Origin of the sequence: Candidatus Nitrotoga fabula, from assembly GCF_905221025.1 — a bacterium.
Classification (GTDB): domain Bacteria; phylum Pseudomonadota; class Gammaproteobacteria; order Burkholderiales; family Gallionellaceae; genus Nitrotoga; species Nitrotoga fabula.
The window spans coordinates 107425-130360 of record NZ_CAJNBL010000044.1 but is presented as its reverse complement, the minus strand read 5'-3'; the positions used below and the strand labels follow the sequence as shown (position 1 = coordinate 130360).

The 22936-nt window shown below is 49.1% G+C and carries 29 protein-coding genes; 20 read left to right on the top strand and 9 right to left on the bottom strand.

Annotated features, from left to right (window positions below):
* Positions 1–2: 2 nt before the first annotated feature.
* From rplE to rplQ, 16 genes are all read left to right on the top strand, one after another.
* Positions 3–542, top strand: coding sequence for a 50S ribosomal protein L5 (gene rplE, locus KJA68_RS10730; RefSeq protein ID WP_213036927.1), 540 nt, complete (start codon positions 3–5; stop codon positions 540–542).
* 7 nt (positions 543–549) lie between these two features.
* Positions 550–855 carry a 30S ribosomal protein S14 gene (gene rpsN / locus KJA68_RS10725; RefSeq protein WP_213036926.1) on the top strand — a complete coding sequence of 102 codons (306 nt, stop codon included), beginning with the start codon at positions 550–552 and terminating at the stop codon, positions 853–855.
* Between the two features lie 10 nt (positions 856–865).
* The gene (gene rpsH / locus KJA68_RS10720) at positions 866–1261 is read left to right on the top strand and encodes a 30S ribosomal protein S8 (RefSeq protein ID WP_213036925.1); all 396 of its coding nucleotides are present in this window, start codon (positions 866–868) and stop codon (positions 1259–1261) included.
* A gap of 10 nt (positions 1262–1271) precedes the next feature.
* Positions 1272–1805, top strand: coding sequence for a 50S ribosomal protein L6 (rplF, locus tag KJA68_RS10715; RefSeq protein WP_213036924.1), 534 nt, complete (start codon positions 1272–1274; stop codon positions 1803–1805).
* An 11-nt stretch (positions 1806–1816) separates the two neighbouring features.
* The gene (rplR, locus tag KJA68_RS10710) at positions 1817–2173 is read left to right on the top strand and encodes a 50S ribosomal protein L18 (protein WP_213036923.1); all 357 of its coding nucleotides are present in this window, start codon (positions 1817–1819) and stop codon (positions 2171–2173) included.
* A 13-nt stretch (positions 2174–2186) separates the two neighbouring features.
* Positions 2187–2708 carry a 30S ribosomal protein S5 gene (rpsE, locus tag KJA68_RS10705; RefSeq protein WP_213036922.1) on the top strand — a complete coding sequence of 174 codons (522 nt, stop codon included), beginning with the start codon at positions 2187–2189 and terminating at the stop codon, positions 2706–2708.
* 36 nt (positions 2709–2744) lie between these two features.
* Positions 2745–2915 carry a 50S ribosomal protein L30 gene (rpmD, locus tag KJA68_RS10700; RefSeq protein ID WP_420887650.1) on the top strand — a complete coding sequence of 57 codons (171 nt, stop codon included), beginning with the start codon at positions 2745–2747 and terminating at the stop codon, positions 2913–2915.
* Positions 2916–3350: a 50S ribosomal protein L15 gene (gene rplO / locus KJA68_RS10695; RefSeq protein WP_213036920.1), complete on the top strand. Its 435-nt coding sequence runs from the start codon at positions 2916–2918 to the stop codon at positions 3348–3350.
* Between the two features lie 11 nt (positions 3351–3361).
* Positions 3362–4681, top strand: a complete 1320-nt coding sequence (gene secY, locus KJA68_RS10690) for a preprotein translocase subunit SecY (protein ID WP_246487150.1) — start codon at positions 3362–3364, stop codon at positions 4679–4681.
* Positions 4681–4899, top strand: coding sequence for a translation initiation factor IF-1 (infA, locus tag KJA68_RS10685; protein ID WP_213036918.1), 219 nt, complete (start codon positions 4681–4683; stop codon positions 4897–4899). The genes secY and infA overlap by 1 nt, the downstream gene beginning before the upstream one ends.
* Positions 4900–4928: 29 nt before the next feature.
* Positions 4929–5045, top strand: coding sequence for a 50S ribosomal protein L36 (gene rpmJ / locus KJA68_RS10680; protein WP_213036917.1), 117 nt, complete (start codon positions 4929–4931; stop codon positions 5043–5045).
* 63 nt (positions 5046–5108) lie between these two features.
* Positions 5109–5474: a 30S ribosomal protein S13 gene (rpsM, locus tag KJA68_RS10675; protein ID WP_213036916.1), complete on the top strand. Its 366-nt coding sequence runs from the start codon at positions 5109–5111 to the stop codon at positions 5472–5474.
* 20 nt (positions 5475–5494) lie between these two features.
* Entirely contained in the window at positions 5495–5884 is a 390-nt protein-coding gene (gene rpsK / locus KJA68_RS10670; protein ID WP_213036915.1) for a 30S ribosomal protein S11, read from the top strand.
* A 15-nt stretch (positions 5885–5899) separates the two neighbouring features.
* The gene (gene rpsD, locus KJA68_RS10665) at positions 5900–6529 is read left to right on the top strand and encodes a 30S ribosomal protein S4 (protein ID WP_213036914.1); all 630 of its coding nucleotides are present in this window, start codon (positions 5900–5902) and stop codon (positions 6527–6529) included.
* A 17-nt stretch (positions 6530–6546) separates the two neighbouring features.
* The gene (locus KJA68_RS10660) at positions 6547–7518 is read left to right on the top strand and encodes a DNA-directed RNA polymerase subunit alpha (protein WP_213036913.1); all 972 of its coding nucleotides are present in this window, start codon (positions 6547–6549) and stop codon (positions 7516–7518) included.
* A 12-nt stretch (positions 7519–7530) separates the two neighbouring features.
* Entirely contained in the window at positions 7531–7914 is a 384-nt protein-coding gene (gene rplQ, locus KJA68_RS10655; protein ID WP_213036912.1) for a 50S ribosomal protein L17, read from the top strand.
* 82 nt (positions 7915–7996) lie between these two features.
* On the opposite strand, the gene KJA68_RS10650 is transcribed toward rplQ, so the two are convergent.
* The 4 genes from KJA68_RS10650 to uvrA all read right to left on the bottom strand — a co-directional run bounded on the left by KJA68_RS10650 (position 7997) and on the right by uvrA (position 13371).
* Positions 7997–8395 carry a hypothetical protein gene (locus KJA68_RS10650; protein WP_213036911.1) on the bottom strand — a complete coding sequence of 133 codons (399 nt, stop codon included), beginning with the start codon at positions 8393–8395 and terminating at the stop codon, positions 7997–7999.
* A gap of 21 nt (positions 8396–8416) precedes the next feature.
* Complete coding sequence (locus KJA68_RS10645; RefSeq protein WP_213036910.1) at positions 8417–8803, bottom strand: Ig-like domain-containing protein; 387 nt, start codon at positions 8801–8803, stop codon at positions 8417–8419.
* A 429-nt stretch (positions 8804–9232) separates the two neighbouring features.
* Entirely contained in the window at positions 9233–10183 is a 951-nt protein-coding gene (locus KJA68_RS10640; RefSeq protein ID WP_213036909.1) for a hypothetical protein, read from the bottom strand.
* A 374-nt stretch (positions 10184–10557) separates the two neighbouring features.
* Positions 10558–13371 carry an excinuclease ABC subunit UvrA gene (gene uvrA, locus KJA68_RS10635; RefSeq protein WP_213036950.1) on the bottom strand — a complete coding sequence of 938 codons (2814 nt, stop codon included), beginning with the start codon at positions 13369–13371 and terminating at the stop codon, positions 10558–10560.
* An 88-nt stretch (positions 13372–13459) separates the two neighbouring features.
* On the opposite strand from uvrA, the gene KJA68_RS10630 reads away from it, so the two are divergent.
* From KJA68_RS10630 to greB, 4 genes are all read left to right on the top strand, one after another.
* Positions 13460–14818 (top strand): MFS transporter, encoded by a 1359-nt coding sequence (locus tag KJA68_RS10630; protein ID WP_213036908.1) that lies wholly within the window; start codon positions 13460–13462, stop codon positions 14816–14818.
* A gap of 1 nt (position 14819) precedes the next feature.
* On the top strand, positions 14820–15278 hold the full coding sequence (gene ssb / locus KJA68_RS10625; RefSeq protein ID WP_213036907.1) for a single-stranded DNA-binding protein: 459 nt from the start codon (positions 14820–14822) through the stop codon (positions 15276–15278).
* Between the two features lie 337 nt (positions 15279–15615).
* Positions 15616–17274: an anti-phage dCTP deaminase gene (locus KJA68_RS10620; RefSeq protein WP_213036906.1), complete on the top strand. Its 1659-nt coding sequence runs from the start codon at positions 15616–15618 to the stop codon at positions 17272–17274.
* A 352-nt stretch (positions 17275–17626) separates the two neighbouring features.
* Positions 17627–18199: a transcription elongation factor GreB gene (gene greB, locus KJA68_RS10615; protein ID WP_213036905.1), complete on the top strand. Its 573-nt coding sequence runs from the start codon at positions 17627–17629 to the stop codon at positions 18197–18199.
* Positions 18200–18382: 183 nt separating this feature from the next.
* Here greB and KJA68_RS10610 read toward each other — a convergent pair whose 3' ends face one another.
* The 5 genes from KJA68_RS10610 to purM all read right to left on the bottom strand — a co-directional run bounded on the left by KJA68_RS10610 (position 18383) and on the right by purM (position 22902).
* A complete protein-coding gene (locus KJA68_RS10610; RefSeq protein ID WP_213036904.1) occupies positions 18383–19015 on the bottom strand; it encodes an NAAT family transporter in 633 nt (210 codons plus the stop codon).
* Between the two features lie 102 nt (positions 19016–19117).
* Complete coding sequence (locus KJA68_RS10605) at positions 19118–20395, bottom strand: RsmB/NOP family class I SAM-dependent RNA methyltransferase (protein WP_213036903.1); 1278 nt, start codon at positions 20393–20395, stop codon at positions 19118–19120.
* An 86-nt stretch (positions 20396–20481) separates the two neighbouring features.
* Positions 20482–21210, bottom strand: coding sequence for a DUF3108 domain-containing protein (locus KJA68_RS10600; protein WP_213036902.1), 729 nt, complete (start codon positions 21208–21210; stop codon positions 20482–20484).
* Positions 21198–21887, bottom strand: a complete 690-nt coding sequence (purN, locus tag KJA68_RS10595; RefSeq protein WP_213036901.1) for a phosphoribosylglycinamide formyltransferase — start codon at positions 21885–21887, stop codon at positions 21198–21200. The genes KJA68_RS10600 and purN overlap by 13 nt, the downstream gene beginning before the upstream one ends.
* A complete protein-coding gene (purM, locus tag KJA68_RS10590) occupies positions 21862–22902 on the bottom strand; it encodes a phosphoribosylformylglycinamidine cyclo-ligase (protein WP_213036900.1) in 1041 nt (346 codons plus the stop codon). The genes purN and purM overlap by 26 nt, the downstream gene beginning before the upstream one ends.
* Between the last annotated feature and the right edge of the window lie 34 nt (positions 22903–22936).

Sequence of the window (22936 nt, the reverse complement as noted above, 5' to 3'; positions counted from 1 at the left end):
ATATGGCTCGTCTTTATGAACATTATAAGAAAACAGTCGTTCCGGATTTGATGCAGAAATTTGGTTATAAGAGTGTGATGGAAGTGCCGCGCATTGAGAAAATTACGCTGAATATGGGCGTAGGCGAGGCCGTAGCAGACAAAAAAGTGATGGAGCATGCCGTTGGTGACTTGCAGAAGATTGCAGGGCAAAAACCAGTTGTGACTAAGGCCAGAAAATCGATTGCCGGTTTCAAGATTCGTGAAAACTATCCTGTTGGATGTAAAGTAACTTTACGTAAATCGCGTATGTATGAATTTCTGGATCGGCTGGTAACTGTTGCCATCCCACGTGTTCGTGATTTTCGTGGAATTTCCGGAAAGTCATTTGATGGTCGTGGTAATTATAATATGGGGATAAAGGAGCAGATTATTTTTCCTGAGATCGAGTATGACAAAATTGATGCTTTGCGTGGAATGAACATTACGATTACCACCAGCGCAAAAAATGATGAAGAGGCGCGTGCTCTCCTTTTGGCATTCAAATTTCCGCTGAAGAACTGAGGATAAAATGGCTAAAGCATCTATAATTAACCGCGAAATAAAGCGTCGTAATACGGTAGAGAAATATTCGACTAAGCGTGCCGCTTTGCTTGAAATCATCACTAATAGTAAGTTAACTGAAGAGGAGAGATTTGCTGCACGTTTAAAACTGCAGGCTCTTCCCCGCAACTCCAGTCCGGTTAGGTTGCGCAACCGTTGCTTGCTGACGGGGCGCCCTCGAGGTGTGTTCAGGAAGTTTGGACTGGGGCGAACCAAGCTGCGTGAATTTGTTATGCGCGGTGAAGTTCCTGGTGTAATCAAGGCAAGCTGGTAGAGGTGAACCTATGAGTATGAGTGATCCGATCTCCGATATGCTGACACGCATTCGAAATGGTCAAATGTCAGAAAAAAACTGCGTTTCAATGCCTTCTTCTAGGCTTAAAGTTGCAATTGCTAAAGTCCTGCAGGATGAAGGTTATATTGAAGGCTACCAGGTTTCTGAAAAAGAGGGAAAGTCTACGCTGGAAGTCGGCCTTAAGTATTACGCTGGGCGGCCAGTAATCGAGAAGATACAACGTGTGAGCCGGCCAGGGTTGCGTCAGTACAAAGGCTGTGATGAAATTCCAAAGGTAATGAACGGCTTGGGCATCGCTATTGTATCCACTTCAAAAGGATTAATGACAGACCGCAAGGCACGTGCCAACGGTATTGGCGGTGAAGTGTTGTGTATAGTCGCTTAAAGAGGTAAACATGTCCAGAGTCGCTAAAAATCCAATCGTGCTGCCTCCGGGCGTAGAAGTTAAAATTGATCCCGGTTCAGTGTCTATTCAAGGTCCGCTTGGAGAAATCAGCCAGAACTTAACTGGTGATGTCATTGTTCAGCAAGAAGGCGTTTCCCTTTTGTGCAAGCCTTCTAATGATTCTCCGAAATCGAATGCTATGTCAGGAACGGTCAGGGCACTGCTTGCCAATATGGTCCGTGGCGTGTCTAGCGGTTTCGAGCGCAAGCTTACCCTGGTTGGGGTTGGTTATCGTGCCCAGGCTACCAATGACACCCTTAACCTTAACCTTGGTTTCTCACATCCGATTTCCTATGCTGTACCTTCGGGAGTCAGTGTAACAACGCCTACTCAGACGGAAATTGTTCTAAAAAGTGCGAACAAACAGCAGGTAGGTCAAGTGGCTGCTGAAATTCGAGCATTTCGTTCACCTGAGCCATACAAAGGTAAAGGTGTACGTTATGCAGAAGAGGTTGTGAAACTGAAAGAAACCAAGAAAAAATAATTGAGGCTGTTATGTTTATCAAAAATGATGCGCGTCAACGCAGAGCACGCAAAACCCGTGCCAAAATTGCCAGTCATAAGACGACGAGATTGGCTGTACGTAGGAGTAATCTTCACATATATGCCCAGGTAATTTCGGCATGTGGAGGAAAAATACTGGCCAGTGCATCAACTCTCGAAGCAGAAGTGCGCAAAGATCTTGCAAATGGCGGAAATATTGCTGCAGCTGCTGTTGTAGGAAAAAGGATAGCTGAAAAAGCCATTCAGGCAGGCATAGCAGAAGTTGCTTTCGATCGATCCGGCTATAAATATCATGGACGCGTCAAGGCCTTGGCTGATGCAGCGCGCGAGCATGGTTTGAAATTCTAATTTAAGGTGAATCATGGCTAAAGCACAAGGAAGAGTACAACAGTCAGAAGATCGCGGAGACGGATTGATTGAGAAGATGATTTCAATCAACCGTGTGACGAAAGTTGTCAAGGGCGGCAGAATTATGGGATTTGCTGCGCTAACTGTAGTAGGCGATGGTGATGGTCGTGTTGGAATGGGTAAGGGTAAGTCAAAGGAAGTACCCGTTGCTGTTCAAAAGGCTATGGATGAGGCCAGAAGAAAGATGGTAAACATCAATTTGGACAAAGGTACATTGCATCATACTGTAATTGGAAGACATGGTGCCGCGAAGGTTTATATGCAACCTGCGTCTGAAGGTACGGGGATTATTGCAGGTGGTGCAATGCGTGCAGTATTTGAGGCAGTGGGCGTGCATAATGTGTTGGCAAAATGTATAGGTTCAAGTAATCCTTACAATGTTGTACGCGCAACGATGAATGGTCTGCAGTCTATTAATTCGCCATCTGAAGTGGCTGCGAAGCGCGGTCTGAGCGTTGAAGAAATTCAAGGATAAAAAATGTCACAGAGTAAGCAAGCAATTCCAGCCGGAATGATACAGGTTACCTTGGTTAAAAGCCTGATTGGTACAAAACAATCACATAGAGCCAGCGTACGAGGACTCGGATTGCGCCGACTGAACCATGTTGTCACTGTAGAGGATACACCTGCAGTACGTGGAATGATCAATAAGGTATATTACCTGGTTAAATGTGAGGCTTAAATGCAACTAAATGATATCAAGCCTGCGCAAGGCTCCACACATTCAAAGCGCCGTGTCGGACGGGGCATCGGCACAGGATTGGGTAAAACGTGTGGTCGCGGACATAAAGGTCAGAAATCTCGTGCTGGTGGTTTTCATAAGGTAGGCTTTGAAGGTGGCCAGATGCCAATCCAACGTAGGTTGCCCAAACGTGGATTTGTCTCTATGACTCATTCGGACTGCGCTCAGGTTCTGCTTTCTGATTTGCAAAATATTGGTACGGACCTGGTGGATTTGCTTGCTCTTAAACAGTCAGGCGCGGTTTCCGTTGCAGCTAAAAGAGCAAAGGTGATTCATTCCGGGGAAATTTCACGTCCGTTGAAGCTCAGGGGCTTGTTGATTACAAAGGGCGCCCGTGCAGTGTTGCTTGCAGCTGGCTGCAGTATAGAAGATTAATGGTGCGATCAGTGGATGTAGCTGGAAAAAAGGGACCAACTTCCGGGAAGTATGGGGATTTAAGTCGCCGATTGTGGTTCTTGCTGGGTGCTCTGATTGTATACAGAATTGGTGCGCATATTCCCGTTCCGGGAATTGATCCGGCCACTTTGTCAGAATTATTTGATTCCCAGAAAAATGGAATTCTGGGGATGTTCAATATGTTTTCCGGAGGAGCACTTTCCAGATTCACTATTCTTGCACTAGGCATCATGCCGTATATTTCCGCCTCGATCATAATGCAGTTGGCGACGCATGCGGTTCCTCAACTTGAACAACTCAAAAAGGAGGGGGAGCCTGGTCGTCGGAAAATTACGCAATACACCCGTTATGGAACACTTTTCCTTGCAGTCTTCCAGGCTTTTGGAATGTCGGTAGCGCTGCAGTCCCAACCTGGTTTGGTACTGCATCCTGGTCCTATGTTTCAAGTCACAACGGTAATCACTCTGGTTTGTGGCACTATGTTTCTGATGTGGCTGGGTGAGCAGATAACGGAGCGTGGATTAGGGAATGGTATTTCTTTGATCATATTTGCCGGGATTGCAGCTGGCCTCCCATCCGCAATAGGCAGCACGCTAGAATTGGCGCGTACAGGAGCTTTTTCTATACCACTAGTACTTTTGCTTTTTTTTGGGGCAATTGGTATCACGGCTTTAGTGGTTTTTGTCGAGCGCGGCCAGAGGAAAATTCTTGTAAATTATGCGAAGCGTCAGGTCGGTAACAAAATTTACGGTGGACAAAGTTCTCACCTACCTTTGAAGGTAAATATTGCTGGAGTGATTCCTCCTATATTTGCATCCAGCATCATATTATTTCCTGCTACTTTGGCTGGCTGGTCTGCAAGCGGGCAGGGATGGACGTGGTTGAAGGATTTGAGTGATATGTTATCTCCTGGCCAGCCGATATATGTTATGTTGTATGCGGCGGCGATTATCTTTTTTGCGTTTTTTTATACAGCCTTGGTGTTCAATCCCAAGGAAACGGCGGAAAATTTGAAAAAAAGTGGAGCCTTTCTCCCGGGGATTCGCCCTGGCGATCAAACAGCGCGATATATAGAAAATATTATGATGAGGCTGACCCTGGTCGGTGCGGTTTATGTAACTCTTGTTTGTTTGTTGCCTGAATTTCTGGTGGTGAAATGGAATGTTCCCTTTTATTTTGGAGGAACTTCGTTATTGATTATGGTTGTGGTCACTATGGATTTTATGGCACAGGTACAATCCTACTTGATGTCACATCAGTATGAGAGCTTGCTGAAAAAAGCTAATTTTAAGGGTGGATTGATTCGCTGATGGGTAAAGAAGATGCGATGCAAATGCAAGGTGAGGTGCTGGAATCTTTACCCAATGCAACTTTTCGTGTGAAACTAGAAAATGGGCACGTTGTTCTAGGGCATATCTCTGGAAAAATGCGGATGCATTATATCCGTATTCTTCCAGGGGATAAGGTAACTGTCGAGCTTACTCCATATGATTTGACAAAAGGGCGCATTACATTTCGTGCCAAGTAAAATTTACATCGAGTACTAAAGGAAATAAAATGAAAGTTCAAGCTTCTGTAAAGAAAGTATGCCGTAATTGCAAGATCATACGGCGTAATGGTGTGATTCGTGTCATATGCAGTTCTGATGCACGCCACAAGCAACGCCAAGGTTAAATGGCGGTTTTTGACCAACAATTGGCAATTCTTCAATGCCTTTTTGAATGATAGGATAGCTGCATGGCTCGTATTGCAGGGGTAAACATTCCAAATCACCAACATGCAGTAATCGCACTTACTGCGATTTATGGTATAGGACGTATTCGCGCACGCGAAATATGCGCTGCAGTTGGTGTGAATGCATCTACAAAGATTAAGGATCTTGCTGATGCGGATATGGATAAATTGCGTGATGAAGTTGCGAAATTTACCGTAGAAGGTGACTTGCGTCGTGAGGTCTCGATGAATATCAAGAGATTGATGGACTTGGGCTGCTATCGCGGTTTGCGTCATCGTCGTGGACTGCCGGTGCGCGGCCAGCGCACACGTACCAATGCCCGTACACGCAAAGGACCGCGTAAATCGGTTGCCGGCGCCAAGAAGTAATATACCAGAGGATATTAGACATGGCTAAAACAAATGCGCGGGTGCGCAGGAAAGTCAAAAAGAACATAGCAGAAGGAATTGCCCATGTTCACGCTTCGTTTAACAATACCATTGTTACGATCACAGACCGCCAGGGAAATGCTTTAGCATGGTCCACCAGTGGCAGTAATGGTTTCAAGGGTTCACGTAAGAGCACACCATTTGCTGCGCAAATTGCCGGCGAAAATGCGGGTAAATCAGCACAAGAATGCGGAGTAAAAAACCTCGAAGTTCGCATCAAAGGGCCAGGTCCTGGCCGTGAATCCGCAGTGCGCGCGCTGAATGCCGCCGGTTTTAAAATTACCAGTATTTCGGACATTACCCCGGTTCCACATAACGGGTGCCGTCCACCAAAGAAGCGTCGTATCTAATTTTAGGAGATAGCCTTGGCTAGAAATCTTGATCCAAAGTGCCGTCAGTGTCGTCGCGAAGGCGAAAAGCTGTTTCTGAAGGGCGAAAAGTGTTTTACCGATAAATGCGCCGTTGAACGTCGCGCCTATCCGCCTGGTCAGCATGGCCAAAAAAAGAATGCACGACTTTCCGATTATGGTGGTCAACTTCGTGAAAAGCAAAAGGTACGTCGTATTTATGGTGTGCTGGAAAGTCAGTTCCGCCTGACTTATCGTACTGCTGAGGTTCAGCGGGGTATCACCGGAGATAACCTGCTGCAGTTGCTTGAGTCTCGTTTGGATAATGTGTCTTATCGCATGGGATTCGGAATTTCCCGTAGTGAGGCCCGTCAAGTGGTTCGTCATAATTCGATTCTTGTAAATGGTAAGCGAGTGAATATCCCTTCATATCAGGTTCGAGCAGGTGATGTGGTGGAAGTCGCAGACCATTCCAAGGCGCAGCTCCGTGTCAAAGCTGCCCTGCAAGCAGCTCAGCAGCGGGGTTTCCCTGAATGGGTAGAAGTAGATACAAAAGCTATGAAAGGGGTATACAAATCCAAGCCCCAACGTTCAGAATTGCCTGCATCGATTAATGAACACCTCATCGTCGAGTTGTATTCCAAGTAATTAATGCGGAGTAGGATATGCATAATAATGATTTTCTGAAACCACGCATTATTGAAGTGCAGAAAATTTCAGCCAGACAGGCAAAGATTGTCATGGAGCCATTTGAGCGCGGTTATGGCCATACGCTGGGAAATGCTCTACGCCGAATTTTATTGTCGTCCATGCATGGTTATGCTCCAACAGAAGTCAGGATTGCAAATGTACTGCATGAATATTCTTCGCTGGATGGTGTGCAGGAAGATGTAGTAGAAATTTTATTAAACCTTAAAGGTGTCGTAATTAAGCTGCATAATGCCAGATCAGCTACATTATTTCTTAAGAAGGAAGGTGTAGGCGTAGTTACAGCTGGTGATTTCATTGTAGATGCAGACACTGAAGTAATTAATCCGAACCACGTTATTGCCCACCTGACTGCAGGTGGTAATCTGGATCTTGAAATAAAGATTGAACAGGGGCGCGGATATGTATCCGCTTTATCCCGACAGCCTGCTACAGAAACACGGTCTGTGGGACATATTGCCCTGGATGCCTCATTTAGCCCGGTGAACAAAGTTAGTTATCAGGTTGAAAGTGCCCGTGTTGAGCAGCGGACGGATCTGGACAAGCTTATCATGGAAATTGAAACGAACGGGGCCATAGATCCAGAAGAGGCAGTACGGTATGCTGCTAAAATATTAGTAGATCAATTTTCAGTATTTGCGGCATTGGAAGGCACTCCTGAGCCGGTTGAAAAGCCGCAGACACCCAAGGTTGATCCCCTGTTGTTGCGTCCGGTAGACGATCTTGAGCTGACCCCACGCTCCTCAAATTGTCTGAAAGCGCAAAGCATTCATTATGTAGGTGATCTGATACAGAATACCGAAAATGATTTATTGCGTACTCCGAACCTAGGACGTAAATCATTGAATGAAATTAAACAGGTTCTGGCCGAACATGGACTTTCCTTGGGTATGAAATTGGAAAACTGGCCTGTGACCATTGAGAAGTAAGAAAGGATAATTATGCGCCATCGTTTAGGATTACGAAAGTTGAACCGCACAAGCAGCCATAGATTGGCAATGTTGCGTAACATGACTACCTCCCTGCTGCGTCATGAAGCTATTAAGACAACTTTACCCAAGGCCAAAGAGCTGCGTCGCATCGTTGAGCCTATTCTTACACTGGGAAAAAATGCGTCTCTTGCGAATCGCCGTCTTGCCTTTTCTCGTCTTCGTGATCGTGAAATGGTGACTAAGCTTTTTAATGAACTGGGTCCTCGTTATGCAACCCGTAATGGAGGTTATTCCCGTATTCTCAAATATGGATTTCGAAAGGGAGACAATGCACCTATGGCTTTGATCGAACTTCTGGACCGACCTGAGGATACTCAACCGTTAGAAGAATAGCGATACTTCAGTAGTGCATTTCAACCTAAATAAATAAGGCAGGTTTCAACCTGCCTTATTTATTTCATTTACTGTACTTTGTTCAGGAGTACCAGCGTAAAATGGCGGCACATATCAAGGAAGTGGCGCCGAAGACAACAAGAATACCCCAATCTGCCTTCCTGCTACGGAAAGGTTGGTTAACCAGCCGTCTGTATATTTTTGTTGCCACTATCAAGCCGGAACTGGCGCAGATGATCTTGATGAATAAGGCTGCCTGAGCTGATCTATCCAATTCAGGAAAGGTATTATAAAAATAATAGCTGGTTACAGCGAACCCCAGTCCGCTCATCCCTTGCACAAGCCACCCCGCTCCTACAATCAAGGCTAGCTGTCGTTGTACGTTGGAATGTTGAGTTATTGGGAATAGTGCAAAAATTGAGCCACCTGCAACGGCAACAGCGCCAAAATTATGTACAACCTGAACGATCGTATAAGCCAAATTTTCCACATCAGTATGCCACTACTGGACTGAGATATTTGTGCAAGCCTGTATTCCGATAGGAGTATGTGCTTTGTTTACAATTTTGATGCAAATCGCATGCTTGCCAACGCTCATTGGTTCGATTGCATGGATTCCTTGTTTTTTTCGCAAAACCGCGATCTCCTTGTCATCTACATATAAGTGTACATGGTCGCCCTTTGAACCTGGGGTTACTCGGTATTCTACGTTGATTTTATCGTTTGCAGCTACTGTGGAGCCATTTGCTGGGGCGGTTATGGACACGGAAGCTTCTTCAGCCATGGCATGTGGTAGATTACATGCAAAAGCCATCAGGATTGCAACATGACCTAGAGTACGCATATCTGGTTTCCTTGTGTAGATAAATTTCTTTGCGATTTTTTCCATGTAAATGTACCATGTTTCGAGATCAGAATTCCGCTTTTGTTTGCTATGTTGCTGCGATCGGCTACTCTTTCATGGTTTCACTTCTTTTTGAAGCTTGTTAACGGAGCTATTTTGCATCCGATAGTTAAGTTGACCAATTCTGTCCGTGCGTCTTTCGTGATAGTGGAGTATCCACATTAGGTTGTTAGACTTTATTTTTGAAGAATACTTTGTGCAGCCAGTAAGCAGCATATCAATAGAAAAAGGCCAGATTTGAAAATCTGGCCTTTTATCCATGAAATCTTGTTTACAACGTGCTGATAAGAAGACTAAGGTAAAGTAATCCGTTTAATCAAAAATCAGTACCGTTCAATCTTGCAACGGTACTGATCTTCGGGCAACTTACTTACTCTATACGGACGGTATAGTTTAAGTTTCTACAAGTGCCGTTTATACAGTTACTGCGACACAAGCCTGGGTTCCCAGAGGAACTGGCTCATGGAATTCATCCACAATCTTGATACAGATGTCGTGCTTTCCTGGGGTCAGCAGGTCCAGACCAACGGTAAAGCCATAGCTGCCATTCAGCAGATGGATTCCGGAGAAGTGCTTGCCATCAATATACAGATGCCCGTGTTCATCATTATAGATGATGGTTGGGGATTGATAACGATAGGTTCCTTCTGGAGCCAATTTGGTGTAGCCTGCATTTTGTGGCTGACGAGTTGTATCTACAAAGTTTCCACCTGGAACGATTGCATATTGCAGTCTGATCTTAGCAGGTCTTTGAGTCTCGTTCTTGTCGGAATTTTCTGCAACTACATTCATGGACACCGTGGTACCTTGACCTCTAGGGCCGTCGGCGTTAACGAAATATTGCTTTTGGAAGGTCTTGCTTGGGGCTGTCTCCGCCTTTGTGTAACCCAGGCCTGTTTCTACCGGAGCGACGCAATAAGGAGCCGCACTCGCCACACAGCCGCCTGTGCCATCATTTCTTGGACCAGCCCACTTTTCATCAAAGTTCTCGTCATAGATAGGCTTTCCACCTACATATGGAACCATGGTCTTGAAGTCTGGGGTAAACTTGGTTGGCTGTTTGCCATGATAGCTAGCTTGACCCGCGCCGCCATCTTCCCGTTGCCACTGGTCGTTGTGATGTTTGCCGATGTTGAACTGGCCTTGTGTTTCAAACTGATATGGATGGGTGGCATCGCCGCCGCCGGGTGGGTAGTTGCCTGGAATGCCTACTTGTCTTTCTGGGTGCAGATTACCAGCTTGAGGATCTGGGGCAAACGAGCCTTGGGGTGGAAGAAAATTATATTCGGAATGCGGGCCGTCATATGCCATGGCTGCCGGGGAACTAATTGCAAGCAGTAGTGCCAGTGAGTTAACTCTGCGCATAATTATTACTCCTCTAAGTAAATAAATAAAAAAGATAAACCCACTCGTACCGTCCGCGGGGGCTCCTAATAACTTCTAACAGCTGAGGCAGGGTAACATAATATTAGTGACAATTGCAAAAAATATTTATAGTTTTTTACCTTGACCATGGACAATAATATGCCCTTTTCGAGAGGTTGTAAAATGCCTTTTTCAGGATTGTTTGCATGCTTTCCATGCAGGCTTAAACAATCCTCCTTTATGGTTTCGTAACATGCTGATATATATTTGAATTAATTGATTTTCCGGGTTGTTGCGACCGGTGTTTCCAACATGCCAGCCTTAATATGCGAGCCTGTTCGCGGATGGAATCGGTTTCTGGTATCCAGGCATCCTTACATGAGCTGTTTCAGGTAATGACCAGTAATGCTTTTCGGGTTTGCAGCGATCTCTACCGGGGAGCCTTCTGCAATGATCTGCCCGCCACCCTCCCCGCCTTCAGGTCCAAGGTCAATGATCCAGTCTGCGGTCTTGATCACGTCGAGATTGTGCTCTATGACCACTATGGTGTTTCCCTGGTCGCGCAGTTTTTGTATAACTTTCAACAGCATCGAGATGTCATGAAAATGCAGCCCGGTCGTTGGCTCATCCAGGATGTACAGCGTGCGCCCGGTATCGCGCTTGGAAAGCTCCAGGGACAACTTAATGCGCTGGGCTTCTCCGCCAGACAGGGTGGTGGCGCTTTGCCCCAGCGTGATGTAGCCGAGGCCCACATCCAGCATGGTTTGCAGTTTGCGCGCTATGATGGGAACCGGCTTGAAAAACTCATATGCATGTTCTACAGTCATTTGTAGAACCTGGTGTATGTTTCGTCCTTTATATTGTATTTCCAGTGTTTCCCGGTTGTAGCGCATGCTATGGCATAAATCGCATGGTACATAGAGGTCGGGCAGAAAATGCATCTCGACCTTGATGACCCCATCGCCCTGGCAGGATTCGCAGCGGCCACCTTTGACGTTGAATGAAAAGCGCCCAGGCCCATAGCCGCGTTCCCGTGCCTGCGGCACGCTGGAGAACAGTTCGCGGATCGGCGTAAACAGACCGGTGTAGGTGGCGGGGTTGGAACGTGGGGTGCGCCCGATGGGGGACTGATCCACGTTGATGACCTTGTCAAAAAACTCCAGCCCTTCGATTCTTGCATATGGGGCAGGTTCAGTGATGCTGCCATACAGGTGCTGTGCGGCTGCATGATAGAGCGTGTCATTTACCAGTGTGGATTTGCCGGAACCGGACACCCCTGTCACGCATACCAGCAGTCCGACGGGCAAATTAAGCGTAACCTGTTTCAGGTTATTGCCGCACGCCCCTTGAATTTGCAGCCTGCGCTCCGGATTGGGGGGGAGATAGCGTTCGGGAATTGTGATACTGCGCCGCCCAGACAGATAATCTCCAGTCAGGGACTGCAGGTTGTCAGCCACTTCCTGCGGCGTGCCCTGGGCGATGACTGTGCCTCCGTGTTCGCCTGCGCCGGGCCCCATGTCCACTACGTGGTCGGCTGCCTGAATGGCATCCGAGTCATGTTCTACCACGATGACGCTGTTGCCCATGTCGCGCAGCCGTTTCAGCGTGTCCAGCAATCGGTCATTGTCACGCTGATGGAGGCCGATGGAAGGCTCATCCAGGACATACATCACGCCGGTAAGGCCGGAGCCGATTTGCGATGCCAGCCGGATGCGCTGTGATTCGCCACCCGACAGGGTGTCTGCCGAACGGTCCAATGATAAATACTCAAGCCCGACGTTGTTCAGGAAAGTCAGGCGGCTGGCAATTTCCTGAAGGATCCTTTCTGCTATGGCGTGCTTGTGGCCGGGAAGTTTCACCTGCTGGAAAAAATGAAGCGCATGTTTCAGCGGTAACGCGCTGAGTTCATAAATGGCATACTCTGCGATTCGGACATTGCGTGCTTCGAGACGCAGCCTCGTACCTTTGCATTCAGGGCAGACACAGGTATTGAGATATTTTGCTAGTTCCTCGCGCACGGCAGGGGAAGTGGTTTCCTGATAGCGTCGCTCCAGGTTGTTAACGATGCCCTCGAATGGATGTTCGCGCAGCGCAGGCTTACCGCGCTCGTTGAGATAGCGGAATGGAACTTCTTCCTTGCCGCTGCCGTATAAAATAATCTGCTGGATTGTATCGCTCAGACTTTCAAACGGGCGCTCCAGATCGAAATCATAATGTCGGGCCAGGCTGTCCAGCATCTGGTAGTAAAACTGGTTGCGCCGGTCCCAGCCCTTGATCGCTCCGGAACTCAGCGAAAGCTGCGGAAAAGCCACAATCCGTTTGGGATCGAAAAAGTGGATGCTACCCAGTCCGTTACATTTCGGGCACGCACCCATCGGGTTATTGAAGGAAAACAAGCGCGGTTCCAGTTCCTGCAATGAATAGTTGCAGATGGGGCAAGAAAATTTAGCGGAAAAAAGGTGTTCCTTCCCGCTGTCCATTTCAACTGCCAGGGCGCGGCCCTCTGCATGGCGCAATGCGGTTTCGAATGACTCCGCCAGCCGCTGCTGATGGTCTGCGCTGACTTTCAGCCGATCCACCACGATTTCAATTGTGTGTTTTTTGTTCTTTGCCAGAGTGGGCAGCTTGTCGATCTCATAGACCGTGCCATTTACGCGCAGCCGTATGAATCCCTGCGCGCGCAATTCATCAAACAGGTCGAGCTGCTCTCCCTTGCGATCGGTGAGCAGCGGCGAAAGAATCATGATCCGGGTATCCTGCGGCAGCCGCAGCACCTGGTCCACCATTTGTCCAACGCTTTGGGCCTGCAACTCCAGGTCATGCTGCGGGCAATAGGGAGCCCCCGCTCGAGCAAACAGCAGGCGCAGGTAGTCATGAATTTCCGTTACCGTGCCGACAGTGGAGCGCGGGTTGTGCGAGGTAGCCTTTTGCTCAATGGCAATGGCGGGAGACAGTCCTTCGATCAGGTCCACGTCAGGCTTGGCCATGAGCTGCAGAAACTGGCGTGCATAGGCGGAGAGCGATTCGACATAACGCCTTTGTCCTTCTGCATATAATGTGTCAAATGCAAGGGACGACTTGCCGGAGCCGGACAATCCTGTGATGACTACAAGCTGGTTGCGCGGCAAATCGAGGCTGATATTTTTTAGATTGTGCGTGCGTGCGCCACGTATTTTAATGCTGTCCATGCCGGTTACCGTTGGTTGCGCCAAACCTGATAATATACGCGATTTCTTGCGCATCCAAAACTTCAATATGGAACACTCTCCTGATTCAATGACGCCAATTGAGCGCCGCGCCAGCATGGGCCTGGCCGCCATTTACGGTTTGCGTATGCTGGGACTGTTCATTATCCTGCCGATACTGGCACTGTACGCATCCGAACGATTGCCCGGAGGAGAAAACCCTCTTTTGATCGGCATTGCCCTGGGCGCCTACGGCCTGACGCAGGCAGTGCTGCAGATCCCGGCTGGCTGGATGTCCGATCGTTACGGCCGTAAACCGGTGATTTATGCGGGGCTGCTGCTGTTCGCGATCGGAAGCTTCCTGGCTGCTTCTGCGGAAAATATTTATTGGATCATTGCCGGGCGCGCAATTCAGGGTGCAGGCGCGATCAATGCCGCCGTGATGGCGTTGACGGCCGACCTGACGCGCGAGGAAGTGCGCACGAAAGCCATGGCGATGATCGGCATTACCATTGGGATTACCTTTTCCATTTCCTTGGTGCTGGCACCGGTGCTATACCAGGCAATCGACGTGCCAGGAATTTTTGTATTGACGGGTGCACTGGCCCTGTTGGCCGTGCTGTTTGTGGCGTATCTTATTCCCAATCCAGCCATTACGCGCTTCCATTCCGGTTCCGGCGCAAGTCGCAAGCAATTTGGTGAGGTGCTGCGCAACAGGGATTTGCTGCGGTTGGATTTTGGTATTTTTTCTTTGCACGCGATCCTCATGTCGGTATTTATGCAGGTTCCATTCGTGCTTAAAAATAACGGACTGGATGTTGCGCGTCACTGGCAGGTGTACCTGCCGGTGATGCTGCTGGCTTTTGTACTGATGGTGCCGCCTATTATCGTGGCCGAAAAAAAGGCAAAAATGAAGCAGGTGTTCATAGGTTCCATTGCACTGGCAACATGTGGACAATTATCATTGATGCTGACGCAGGGCAGCATATGGGGGGTGGTGTTTTCTCTGTTATTGTTTTTTGTCGCATTTAATGTGCTGGAAGCGACACTGCCTTCCATGATCAGCAAGATCGCACCTCTGGCAGCCAAGGGTACGGCGATGGGCATATACAGCAGTGTACAATTCCTTGGTGCATTTTCCGGTGCGTTTGCCGGAGGTTTTCTATTACAGAATTTCGGTGGGGATGCCGTATTTGCGTTTGCCGCAGGTCTGCTGCTGCTGTGGTTGTTGGTGGCCAGCACCATGAACCCGCCAGCAGCGGTGCGAACCAAAATGTACCCGTTGTCCGACATGGATGCGAAAGCGGGGGCTGCCCTGCAGCAGCGGCTGTCACAACTGCCGGGAGTACGGGAAGCACTGGTGGTGCCAGATGAACGTATGGCCTGCCTGAAAGTGGATATGAGCGGCTTTGACGAGGCTGGAGTTCATCATTTAGTGAAAGGGGAATGACATGTCGGTCAACAAGGTGATTTTGGTGGGTAGGCTGGGCAAGGATCCGGAAACACGGTATATGCCCAATGGTGAAGCAGTGACGAATGCCACGCTGGCAACGTCAGAAACCTGGAAGGACAAAAGCGGCGAGAAACAGGAAAAAACCGAGTGGCACAACCTGACCTTCTATCGCCGCCTGGCCGAAATTGCCGGGGAATACCTGAAAAAAGGCTCGATGATTTATGTGGAAGGCAAGCTTTCCACGCGCAAATGGCAGGATAAGGACGGCAAGGATCGCTATACCACCGATATCATCGTCGGCGAAATGCAGATGCTATCGGGTAAATCCGGCGGCGGCAGCTACGAATCGACAGACAGGCCAGCTGCTTCTGCGCAGAACAGTGCGCCCGCTGACAGTAAATCCGCCCCAGCCAGAAGTAGCGGCTTCGATAACTTTGATGATGATATTCCTTTCTAGCGGGTATCATTATTTAATAATGTAAACAAAACCCCAACCACTCAAGGAGTGATCGGGGTTTTTTATTGTTGGCACTTTTTTTGAGTCCTATAATCTGCACGATAGGTTATCGCATCAAGCCCAAGCAGAGCATCTGCTTAAGCAGGACCAACAGGCTTTGGCCCCATTCACCGCATTGATCTACGAAATTCTCAAGTCTGGTAAGAATATAGATTTGTTAGAGTTGGGTGGGTAAAAGCCAGCAATGTCTATTTTTTAGTCTCTGCAAAACCTGCGTTCAGAGGCGGTTTTATATGGTTCTTGTCAATGCAAGGATTACGTAAAAAGGAATTCATGTATGTCAGCTGAAGCAAAATTAAACATAGTCCCAGATATTGGGAGTGGAGATGTTTCTGGGAGGCGCCCCAGTGAAGCTATCGCTGAAAGAAAGTCTAAAGAGCTCGTGATTGCATTCGCAGGACCAATAGGCTCTGGAATTCAGGCCGTCAAAGAACGTATTACAGAGATTCTTTCTGCATCTAGCTACCAAGTGCATCACATCAAAATTAGTGATTACTTAAAAGAGTGCATATCTAAAAAGCTTATCTCTGTAACAGGTGAACCCGCTGATACTGGAGCTGAGAGATATATACAAATGCAAGATGCTGGAAATGCACTAAGAGTCAGACAGGCTGATATTTTGGCTGAGTATGCGATTCTGAGAGTTGCTGAAATCAGAACCGAAAAAATCGGGACTGAAGCGGATGATGTTACTGACTTCCTTCCAGAGCGAACAGCATACTTAATTGATCAGTTAAAACATCCGGAAGAGATTGCATTGTTACGAGCTGTATATGGAAACCTTTTTTATTTATTTGGTGTTCTAAGTGTTACTCCTCGTCGTGAAAGCCGATTGCGTTCAGAGGGGGTGGAGCCTAACAAAATTTCGGAACTAATTGAAAGGGATCGTAAACAACCTGAGAAAAATGGCCAGCAATTGGACAAAGCTCTCCAATTGGCAGACTTTTTTATCAGAAATGATCATAGTAACGCAGAAGCTCTGGGTTCTCAGATTAAGCGATTCGTAGATCTGATGCATGGCGCAAATGGCTTATCTCCCACAAAGGAAGAATATGGGATGTATGTGGCTTATGCGGCTGGGTTGCGTTCAGCCTGTCTTTCCAGGCAGGTAGGTGCATCCATAATGAATGTTGATGGAACCATTATTTCAACAGGTAGAAATGATGTCCCAAGGCCTGGTGGCGGACTTTATGGACCGGAAAGTGGAATGGACGATGCTCGATGTGTGAAGCTAGAGGCTGGTGTTTGCCACAACGATGTCTATAAGAGAAATTTACTTAAGGATATAAAAGCTGTACTCAGCGAACAACTAGGACAACATTTTTCAGAGCTTTCTGAAAAAGAAAAAAGATGTGTTCAGACATTGAGTGGAATTAATGTTGAGGAATTATTAAATAAAATTGCAGAAAAAGCCTATGAGGAAACGCGACTGAGTGGCTTGATAGAATTCTCACGGTCTATCCATGCAGAAATGGACGCGATCGTTTCCTTGGCGCTGAAGGGAACAGGGAGTACTAAAGACGGTACGCTATTTACATATACTTTTCCGTGCCACAATTGTGCTAGGCACATAGTGGCGGCAGGCATAAAAACTGTTTATTACCTTGAGCCATATGAAAAAAGTTTAGCGCTAGATTTGCACTCTGATGCCATTGCTATTGACGGTATTGATGCTGGTGGCGAAGCCGGGGCGACGGGTGATCGTAAGGTGAGGTTTCTTCATTTTGAAGGTGTGGCTCCGCGGCAGTATCTCAATATGTTTACACCTTCGGGAGAAAGAAAGGATAAGGCGGGGAAGGCTATCATGATCAAAATACGTGAAGTAGAAAAAAAGGTTCCTGAGTACTTGGATGACTATAGACAGTATGAGTTGAAAGTGGTCGAGCATTTGAAAAAAGTAATCGAAGGGTTGGAGGGTGGAGGGTTGTCGTCATAAGTGTAATAATCTAAACTACCGCCTAGGGAGATGATGATGTCAAAGACCGTAAATTCTGATGATCGGCAAATGAACTTGGATTTCAGTTCCGCACCAGTACGTGTCGCTAGTGTGGTTCTTAATGAGTCCAAAGTGGTGAGTCTGAGCGCTTTTGCGCAATCACGTCAAACGCAGGTGCAACCTCGAACTGTATTAGATCGCCTTCTTCAAGAAGCTCAGAAATTGCGATGGTAGGCATCAAAATGGAATTCAAAAAGGGCCGGTCTTCGGCCCTTTTGTCTTTTGAGAGCCTAACTTAGTGTAGGTGGTGCAAACAACAAAAGCGTAAACAAAGTTAATCGATCGAACAATCATGAGTAAAGCATTTACCAGGGAAACAGATGAAAGCCGTGATGACGAGGAACCGCAGCATTCCTCACCATCGCTTCCGACTGGAGCAAAGAACTATATTACCCCTGGTGGATACCAGCGTCTGAAGGACGAGCTGGATCAGCTATGGAAGACGGAGCGCCCGGCACTGGTGCAAACCGTTACCTGGGCTGCGTCCAACGGGGACCGCTCCGAAAATGCCGATTACCAGTATGGCAAGAGGCGCCTGAGAGAAATTGACCGGCGTATCCGCTTTCTGTCCGGCCGTCTGGAAAATGCGGTTGTGGTCGACCCGGCACAGCGGGGATCCTGCGATCAGGTGTTTTTCGGCGCGACCGTTAACGTGCTCAGGAAGAATGGCACAGAGTACACCTGTAGTATCGTGGGGGTAGATGAGGCGGATGCCAGCCTGGGGCGGATCAGCTGGGTTTCTCCGCTGGCCAGGGCGCTGCTGAAGGCGCGCATCGACGATGTGGTCATGCTGCGAACCCCAGAGGGAGAAGAGGAGCTGACGGTTCTAGGGGTTGAGTACCGGGCGCTCCATTCCGAAGGATGAGACGCGGATAACCGTTCGGGTAGTGTAATCGGAAATCATCATGCAGGCGATAACCCGTCCAGGGGTGCGTCGAGGCTGCTGGCCGGGTAATCGGTGCGTCTTTTTTTAAAGTTTAGTCCATTCATGGGGATTTCTGTCAGTTAATGGGACAGGAGAATTTTCTGTCCTGCATGGGTGTAGTGCTCAGTCCAGTGCAGGGAACAAGCCGCGTAAGCCGCCGGCAATGAACTCGACGGAAATGGACGCGAGCACCAGGCCCATCAGCCGGGTAAATACATCTATGCCGATCTTTCCCAGGCGTTGTTCTACCAGCGGGGCGATCAGGAAAGTGAGCCAGACCGTTGCGCTAAGCAGGATAATTATCAGACTCATGATTGCATAGTGCTCGATACCGGCAGCCTTGTGTGCTTCCAGTATGACTGCGCTGATCGATCCCGGCCCTGCCAGCAGTGGAATGGATAAAGGTACGATGGCATGGATCGGGCCCGTTTCTTCTTCGTCACCCATAGGTTTGTTTTCAGCGGATATGGCGAGGTTTCCGTTCAGCATCTTGAAGGCCATCAGCATCAGCAGAATACCTCCCGCTACACGAAAAGAGCTGATGCTGATGCCGAAAAAGGCCAGCAGGTTTTGTCCGATCAATAATGCTGTCAGCAGGATGGCGCATACCGCCAACGATGCGACGCGACCGATCCGGGTGCGCCGGGGTGCCGACATGCCGGCGGTAAACAGAATGATGACCGGGATGATGCCGATGGGATCCAGGATGGCGAACAGGCTGATGAAAATTTTGGCGTACTCGGTAAAATCCAGCATGGTGTCGAGTCTTGAACATCCGTGGAAATTGGGTGGGACAGGTTATCACCCAAAAATGACTGAAAGCAAATTTCCGGTGATGGGCTTTGCAGCTCGAACGGATCAGATTTCTTGCGGGCTGGTTGTCTTGACCCGTTCGAGCACGGCTGCGAAGAAGGCATCGGTGCCATGTAGCGAGGGGAGAAGTTGCAGGAACGTTTTTGATTCCATAGGGATTTTGTTCTGCGCGAGAATTTCGCCCGCGGGACGCTGGATGAATGCAGGGTGCTCAGTCAGGAATGCATCAATGATGGCATGGTTTTCCTGGGGTAAAAAACTACAGGTAGCATAAACCAGACGACCGCCCGGCTTGAGCAATTTGCTTGCAGATGCCAGGATGGAAGCTTGCATTCGGGTGTATCCGGTAACGCTCTCGGGAGACTGGCGAAACTTGATATCCGGGTTCCGGCGTGAAGTTCCCAGTCCACTGCATGGTGCATCGACCAGAACACGGTCTATCTTCCCGTACAGCCTTTTTATTCTGCTGTCATTTTCGTGAGAGATAAGTTGCGGGTGCAGGTTGCTGAGCCCGGAGCGTTTCAGGCGTGGCTTGAGGTTGGCCAATCGTTTTTCGGATACGTCCAGTGCATATAGTCTGCCTTGGGACTGCATCATTGCCCCCAGCATCAGTGTTTTCCCTCCCGCTCCTGCGCAGAAATCCACTACCATGTCGCTGCGCTTTGGCGCGAGAAGATACCCGAGCAGCTGACTGCCCTCATCCTGTACTTCTATTTTCCCACTGAGAAACAATGGGTGTCCGGCAAGCGCAGGCTTGTTTTTAAGGCGGATGCCAATGGGGGAGTATGGCGTGGGCAGCGCATCCATCCCTTCTGACTGGAAGGTCTGTAGCACCTCGTCGCGGGTCGCGAGCAGAGTGTTGACGCGCAAATCCAGCGGAGCCGGGGACTGCATGGAACGGCCCAGCGCGAGTATCATTTCATCGCTCATGGTTGGCTGCAGCTGCTCTATCACCCACTCGGGCAGTTCTGCCTGTACCGGCAATGGCAAAGTGGCGAGGCTGATGGCTTTTACCTGCCCTAGCCAGCTACTTTCTCCGTGCATCAGGAGCGGTTCCAGCTCACGCAGGTTGTAACCACCGAACCGGATCCAGTATGCCAGCGTCATGCGGCGTGGCGTGGCCTCCTGGGCACAGGCCTGCTCAAGGAAAAGACGGTGGCGCAATACCCCGAATATTGTTTCTGCAACCAGCGCTCGTTCCTTGGATCCAATGCGTTCATGCTGGAAAAAATGACGCAGGGTGGCATCGGCAGGATGCTCCAGCGGCAGGATGCTGCGCAGGGCTCGGATAACAAGATCGAGACGATATTCGGTCAGTAGCATGGTTCAGAATTTGGTGTGTTGGGGCGAAAAATCAAATCCGGCCCAGACGAATTGAAAGCAGGCGGTCGACGCATGGGAGGGAACGATTATCGCTCGAAATGGATATGGGTCAATACTTGTGCAGCTTTGCTGCCATCAGACTCGGTGAGGATCATTTTGTACGGAAAATTAAAGTGTTCGGTTGCCAGCCAGATTTCAGTACGCTTCTCATCGCCGCGGGGCAGACTGGATACGTAGGATGATTTGAATGTTCCGAGCGGAACGGTCACGCTCTGGTCATTCGTGACGCGGTATTTGTATTCCTTCACCCTGCTGCCATCGGTAACGTTGAAGTTGAGTTCAGTGGAGTCCTGCAGTGGCATGAACATGAACTGATATATCGCACTTGCCCGGTCCTGGGTTTCGGCAGGCAATGGCAGCGTGCGCTTACCGTTGCGGTCGGTCAGGGTGATGAGGTTGGCCTGCCAGTCGAAATCGGCCCGGGTATTGCGTTCCATACCGAGCTTGCGTTCATGGACATAGGTGATTGGGCGTAAGCCATTTTTAGTCATGATCCCTTTGCTGTTAACCTGAATGACTTCAGGTTTGATCAGGGCGAACAGGCCGGTTGCCTTGCTGAGGCTTTCGATATGGTAACCGTCCTTTGAAAGGGTGAATGTTCCTGTGATGGTTCCGATTTTGAAATCATCTTTGAAAACGTCATATTCCGCATCGATACGGGTTGGGAGAGAGGAAAGGGGAGTGGCGGCGAGCACTGCCTGCGGCGCGGCGCTAATCAACAATAATAGGATGATCAGATCAATCAGCTTGCGCATTGTCTGGACTCCATCCGGGGTGAAATCAGAGCGGTTTCACGCTGCTCCGTGTCTTGTATCCGAACGATTCCGTCTGCATCCAGGTTGAGCTGGCCGTTGCAGAACCAGCGGATAGCCTGCGGAAAAATGCGATGTTCCTGGTGTAAAACTCGTGCTCCCAGGGTTGCAGGTGTGTCATCCATAAAAACCGGAACAGCGGCCTGGATAATAATCGGGCCGTGGTCGAGGTCTTCTGTGACGAAGTGAACCGTGCAGCCATGAATTTTCACTCCGTCCTGGAGCGCGCGCGCATGGGTATTGAGGCCGCCATATGCAGGTAGCAACGAGGGGTGGATGTTGATCAGTCTGTTTTTGTAGCGCATAACGAACTCATGGGTGAGAATGCGCATGAAACCGGCCAGTACGACCAGATCGGGGTGAAAGCTGTCTATGCAGATGGCGAGCTCGGAATCGAATGACTGACGATCCGGATAATTGCGGTGCTCAACAGTCATGGTTTGAATGCCGTGCTGCCGGGCAATGCCCAGCCCTGGTGCGTCCGCGTGGTTGCTGATTACTGCTGCAATCCGGCACGGCAGGTCTGCTTCCAGTATCGCGCGCAGATTGCTGCCCCGTCCGGATATGAGGATTACGATGGATCCGGGATTTGTGTCAGCCGATTCTGGTTTGTTTCTCATCACCTGTTCGCGGCTGGATTGTTCCAATGCACCAAGCAGTTTCTCCGAAGGATGCAAGTTGGGCGACTGCTTCTGTGGCATGGTTCGGGTTCATGATAATGACCATGCCGATGCCGCAGTTGAATGTGCGGTACATTTCCTGTTGTTCCACGTTGCCCTGTTCACGGAGCCACTTGAATATTCTGGGCGTCTGCCAAGCCAGTCCGTCAAGGACAGCGGTAACGTCCGGTGGCAGAATACGTGGCACGTTTTCGAGCAACCCCCCTCCTGTGATATGCGCCATGCCTTTTATCGGCAGGTTTTGCATCAGCGCCAGCAATGGCTTTACATAGATGCGCGTGGGAGCCATCAGACAGTCGGCCAGTGTGCGTTCCCCGTCAAATTTGGCATGAAGGTCGGGCTGCATGAGTGCAATAATTTTGCGTACCAATGAGTAGCCATTGGAGTGGGCGCCATTCGAGGCAAGCCCGAGCACAATGTCGCCAGGGCGGATATCCTCTCCGGTAATGATGTTCGATTTTTCTACCACACCGACTGCAAAGCCGGCGAGATCATACTCGCCGGCCGGGTACATGTCGGGCATTTCGGCCGTCTCGCCACCGATGAGCGCGCAGCCGGCCTGTTCGCATCCTGCAGCGATGCCTTTGATGACCTCGGTGGCGGTATCGACATCCAGCTTGCCACAGGCGAAATAATCGAGAAAAAATAGCGGTTCTGCACCCTGCACCAGAATGTCGTTGACACTCATCCCCACCAGATCGATGCCTACCGTATCGTGACGATTCAGTTCAAAAGCCAGTTTCAGCTTGGTACCTACGCCATCCGTGCCAGAAACCAGGACCGGTTCGCGGTATTTTTTGGAAATTTCGACCAGTCCTCCAAAACCCCCTATACCGCTCAGGACTTCTGGACGCATAGTGCGTTTTGCGAACGGCTTGATGTTCTCCACCAGCCGGTCACCTGCTGCTATGTCCACTCCAGCGTCACGGTAGGAAAGGGTATTGGGCAGGCTCAAGTTGAGTTCTCGCTTTCTTCAGGATACAGTACAA

What these genes read in the sequence shown, in the direction of transcription:
- rplF (WP_213036924.1), top strand. Translation starts at nt 1,272, where the DNA reads ATGTCCAGAGTCGCTAAAAATCCAATCGTGCTGCCTCCGGGCGTAGAA.
- uvrA (WP_213036950.1), bottom strand. Translation starts at nt 13,371, where the DNA reads ATGGACAGCATTAAAATACGTGGCGCACGCACGCACAATCTAAAAAAT.
- KJA68_RS10610 (WP_213036904.1), bottom strand. Translation starts at nt 19,015, where the DNA reads ATGCTGGATTTTACCGAGTACGCCAAAATTTTCATCAGCCTGTTCGCC.
- greB (WP_213036905.1), top strand. Translation starts at nt 17,627, where the DNA reads ATGAGTAAAGCATTTACCAGGGAAACAGATGAAAGCCGTGATGACGAG.
- rpsN (WP_213036926.1), top strand. Translation starts at nt 550, where the DNA reads ATGGCTAAAGCATCTATAATTAACCGCGAAATAAAGCGTCGTAATACG.
- rpmD (WP_420887650.1), top strand. Translation starts at nt 2,745, where the DNA reads ATGATACAGGTTACCTTGGTTAAAAGCCTGATTGGTACAAAACAATCA.
- rplR (WP_213036923.1), top strand. Translation starts at nt 1,817, where the DNA reads ATGTTTATCAAAAATGATGCGCGTCAACGCAGAGCACGCAAAACCCGT.
- rplO (WP_213036920.1), top strand. Translation starts at nt 2,916, where the DNA reads ATGCAACTAAATGATATCAAGCCTGCGCAAGGCTCCACACATTCAAAG.
- KJA68_RS10660 (WP_213036913.1), top strand. Translation starts at nt 6,547, where the DNA reads ATGCATAATAATGATTTTCTGAAACCACGCATTATTGAAGTGCAGAAA.
- ssb (WP_213036907.1), top strand. Translation starts at nt 14,820, where the DNA reads ATGTCGGTCAACAAGGTGATTTTGGTGGGTAGGCTGGGCAAGGATCCG.
- KJA68_RS10630 (WP_213036908.1), top strand. Translation starts at nt 13,460, where the DNA reads ATGACGCCAATTGAGCGCCGCGCCAGCATGGGCCTGGCCGCCATTTAC.
- rplE (WP_213036927.1), top strand. Translation starts at nt 3, where the DNA reads ATGGCTCGTCTTTATGAACATTATAAGAAAACAGTCGTTCCGGATTTG.
- KJA68_RS10600 (WP_213036902.1), bottom strand. Translation starts at nt 21,210, where the DNA reads ATGCGCAAGCTGATTGATCTGATCATCCTATTATTGTTGATTAGCGCC.
- rpsM (WP_213036916.1), top strand. Translation starts at nt 5,109, where the DNA reads ATGGCTCGTATTGCAGGGGTAAACATTCCAAATCACCAACATGCAGTA.
- rpmJ (WP_213036917.1), top strand. Translation starts at nt 4,929, where the DNA reads ATGAAAGTTCAAGCTTCTGTAAAGAAAGTATGCCGTAATTGCAAGATC.
- rplQ (WP_213036912.1), top strand. Translation starts at nt 7,531, where the DNA reads ATGCGCCATCGTTTAGGATTACGAAAGTTGAACCGCACAAGCAGCCAT.
- rpsE (WP_213036922.1), top strand. Translation starts at nt 2,187, where the DNA reads ATGGCTAAAGCACAAGGAAGAGTACAACAGTCAGAAGATCGCGGAGAC.
- rpsH (WP_213036925.1), top strand. Translation starts at nt 866, where the DNA reads ATGAGTATGAGTGATCCGATCTCCGATATGCTGACACGCATTCGAAAT.
- KJA68_RS10620 (WP_213036906.1), top strand. Translation starts at nt 15,616, where the DNA reads ATGTCAGCTGAAGCAAAATTAAACATAGTCCCAGATATTGGGAGTGGA.
- purN (WP_213036901.1), bottom strand. Translation starts at nt 21,887, where the DNA reads ATGAGAAACAAACCAGAATCGGCTGACACAAATCCCGGATCCATCGTA.
- KJA68_RS10640 (WP_213036909.1), bottom strand. Translation starts at nt 10,183, where the DNA reads ATGCGCAGAGTTAACTCACTGGCACTACTGCTTGCAATTAGTTCCCCG.
- infA (WP_213036918.1), top strand. Translation starts at nt 4,681, where the DNA reads ATGGGTAAAGAAGATGCGATGCAAATGCAAGGTGAGGTGCTGGAATCT.
- KJA68_RS10605 (WP_213036903.1), bottom strand. Translation starts at nt 20,395, where the DNA reads ATGCTACTGACCGAATATCGTCTCGATCTTGTTATCCGAGCCCTGCGC.
- KJA68_RS10645 (WP_213036910.1), bottom strand. Translation starts at nt 8,803, where the DNA reads ATGGAAAAAATCGCAAAGAAATTTATCTACACAAGGAAACCAGATATG.
- rpsK (WP_213036915.1), top strand. Translation starts at nt 5,495, where the DNA reads ATGGCTAAAACAAATGCGCGGGTGCGCAGGAAAGTCAAAAAGAACATA.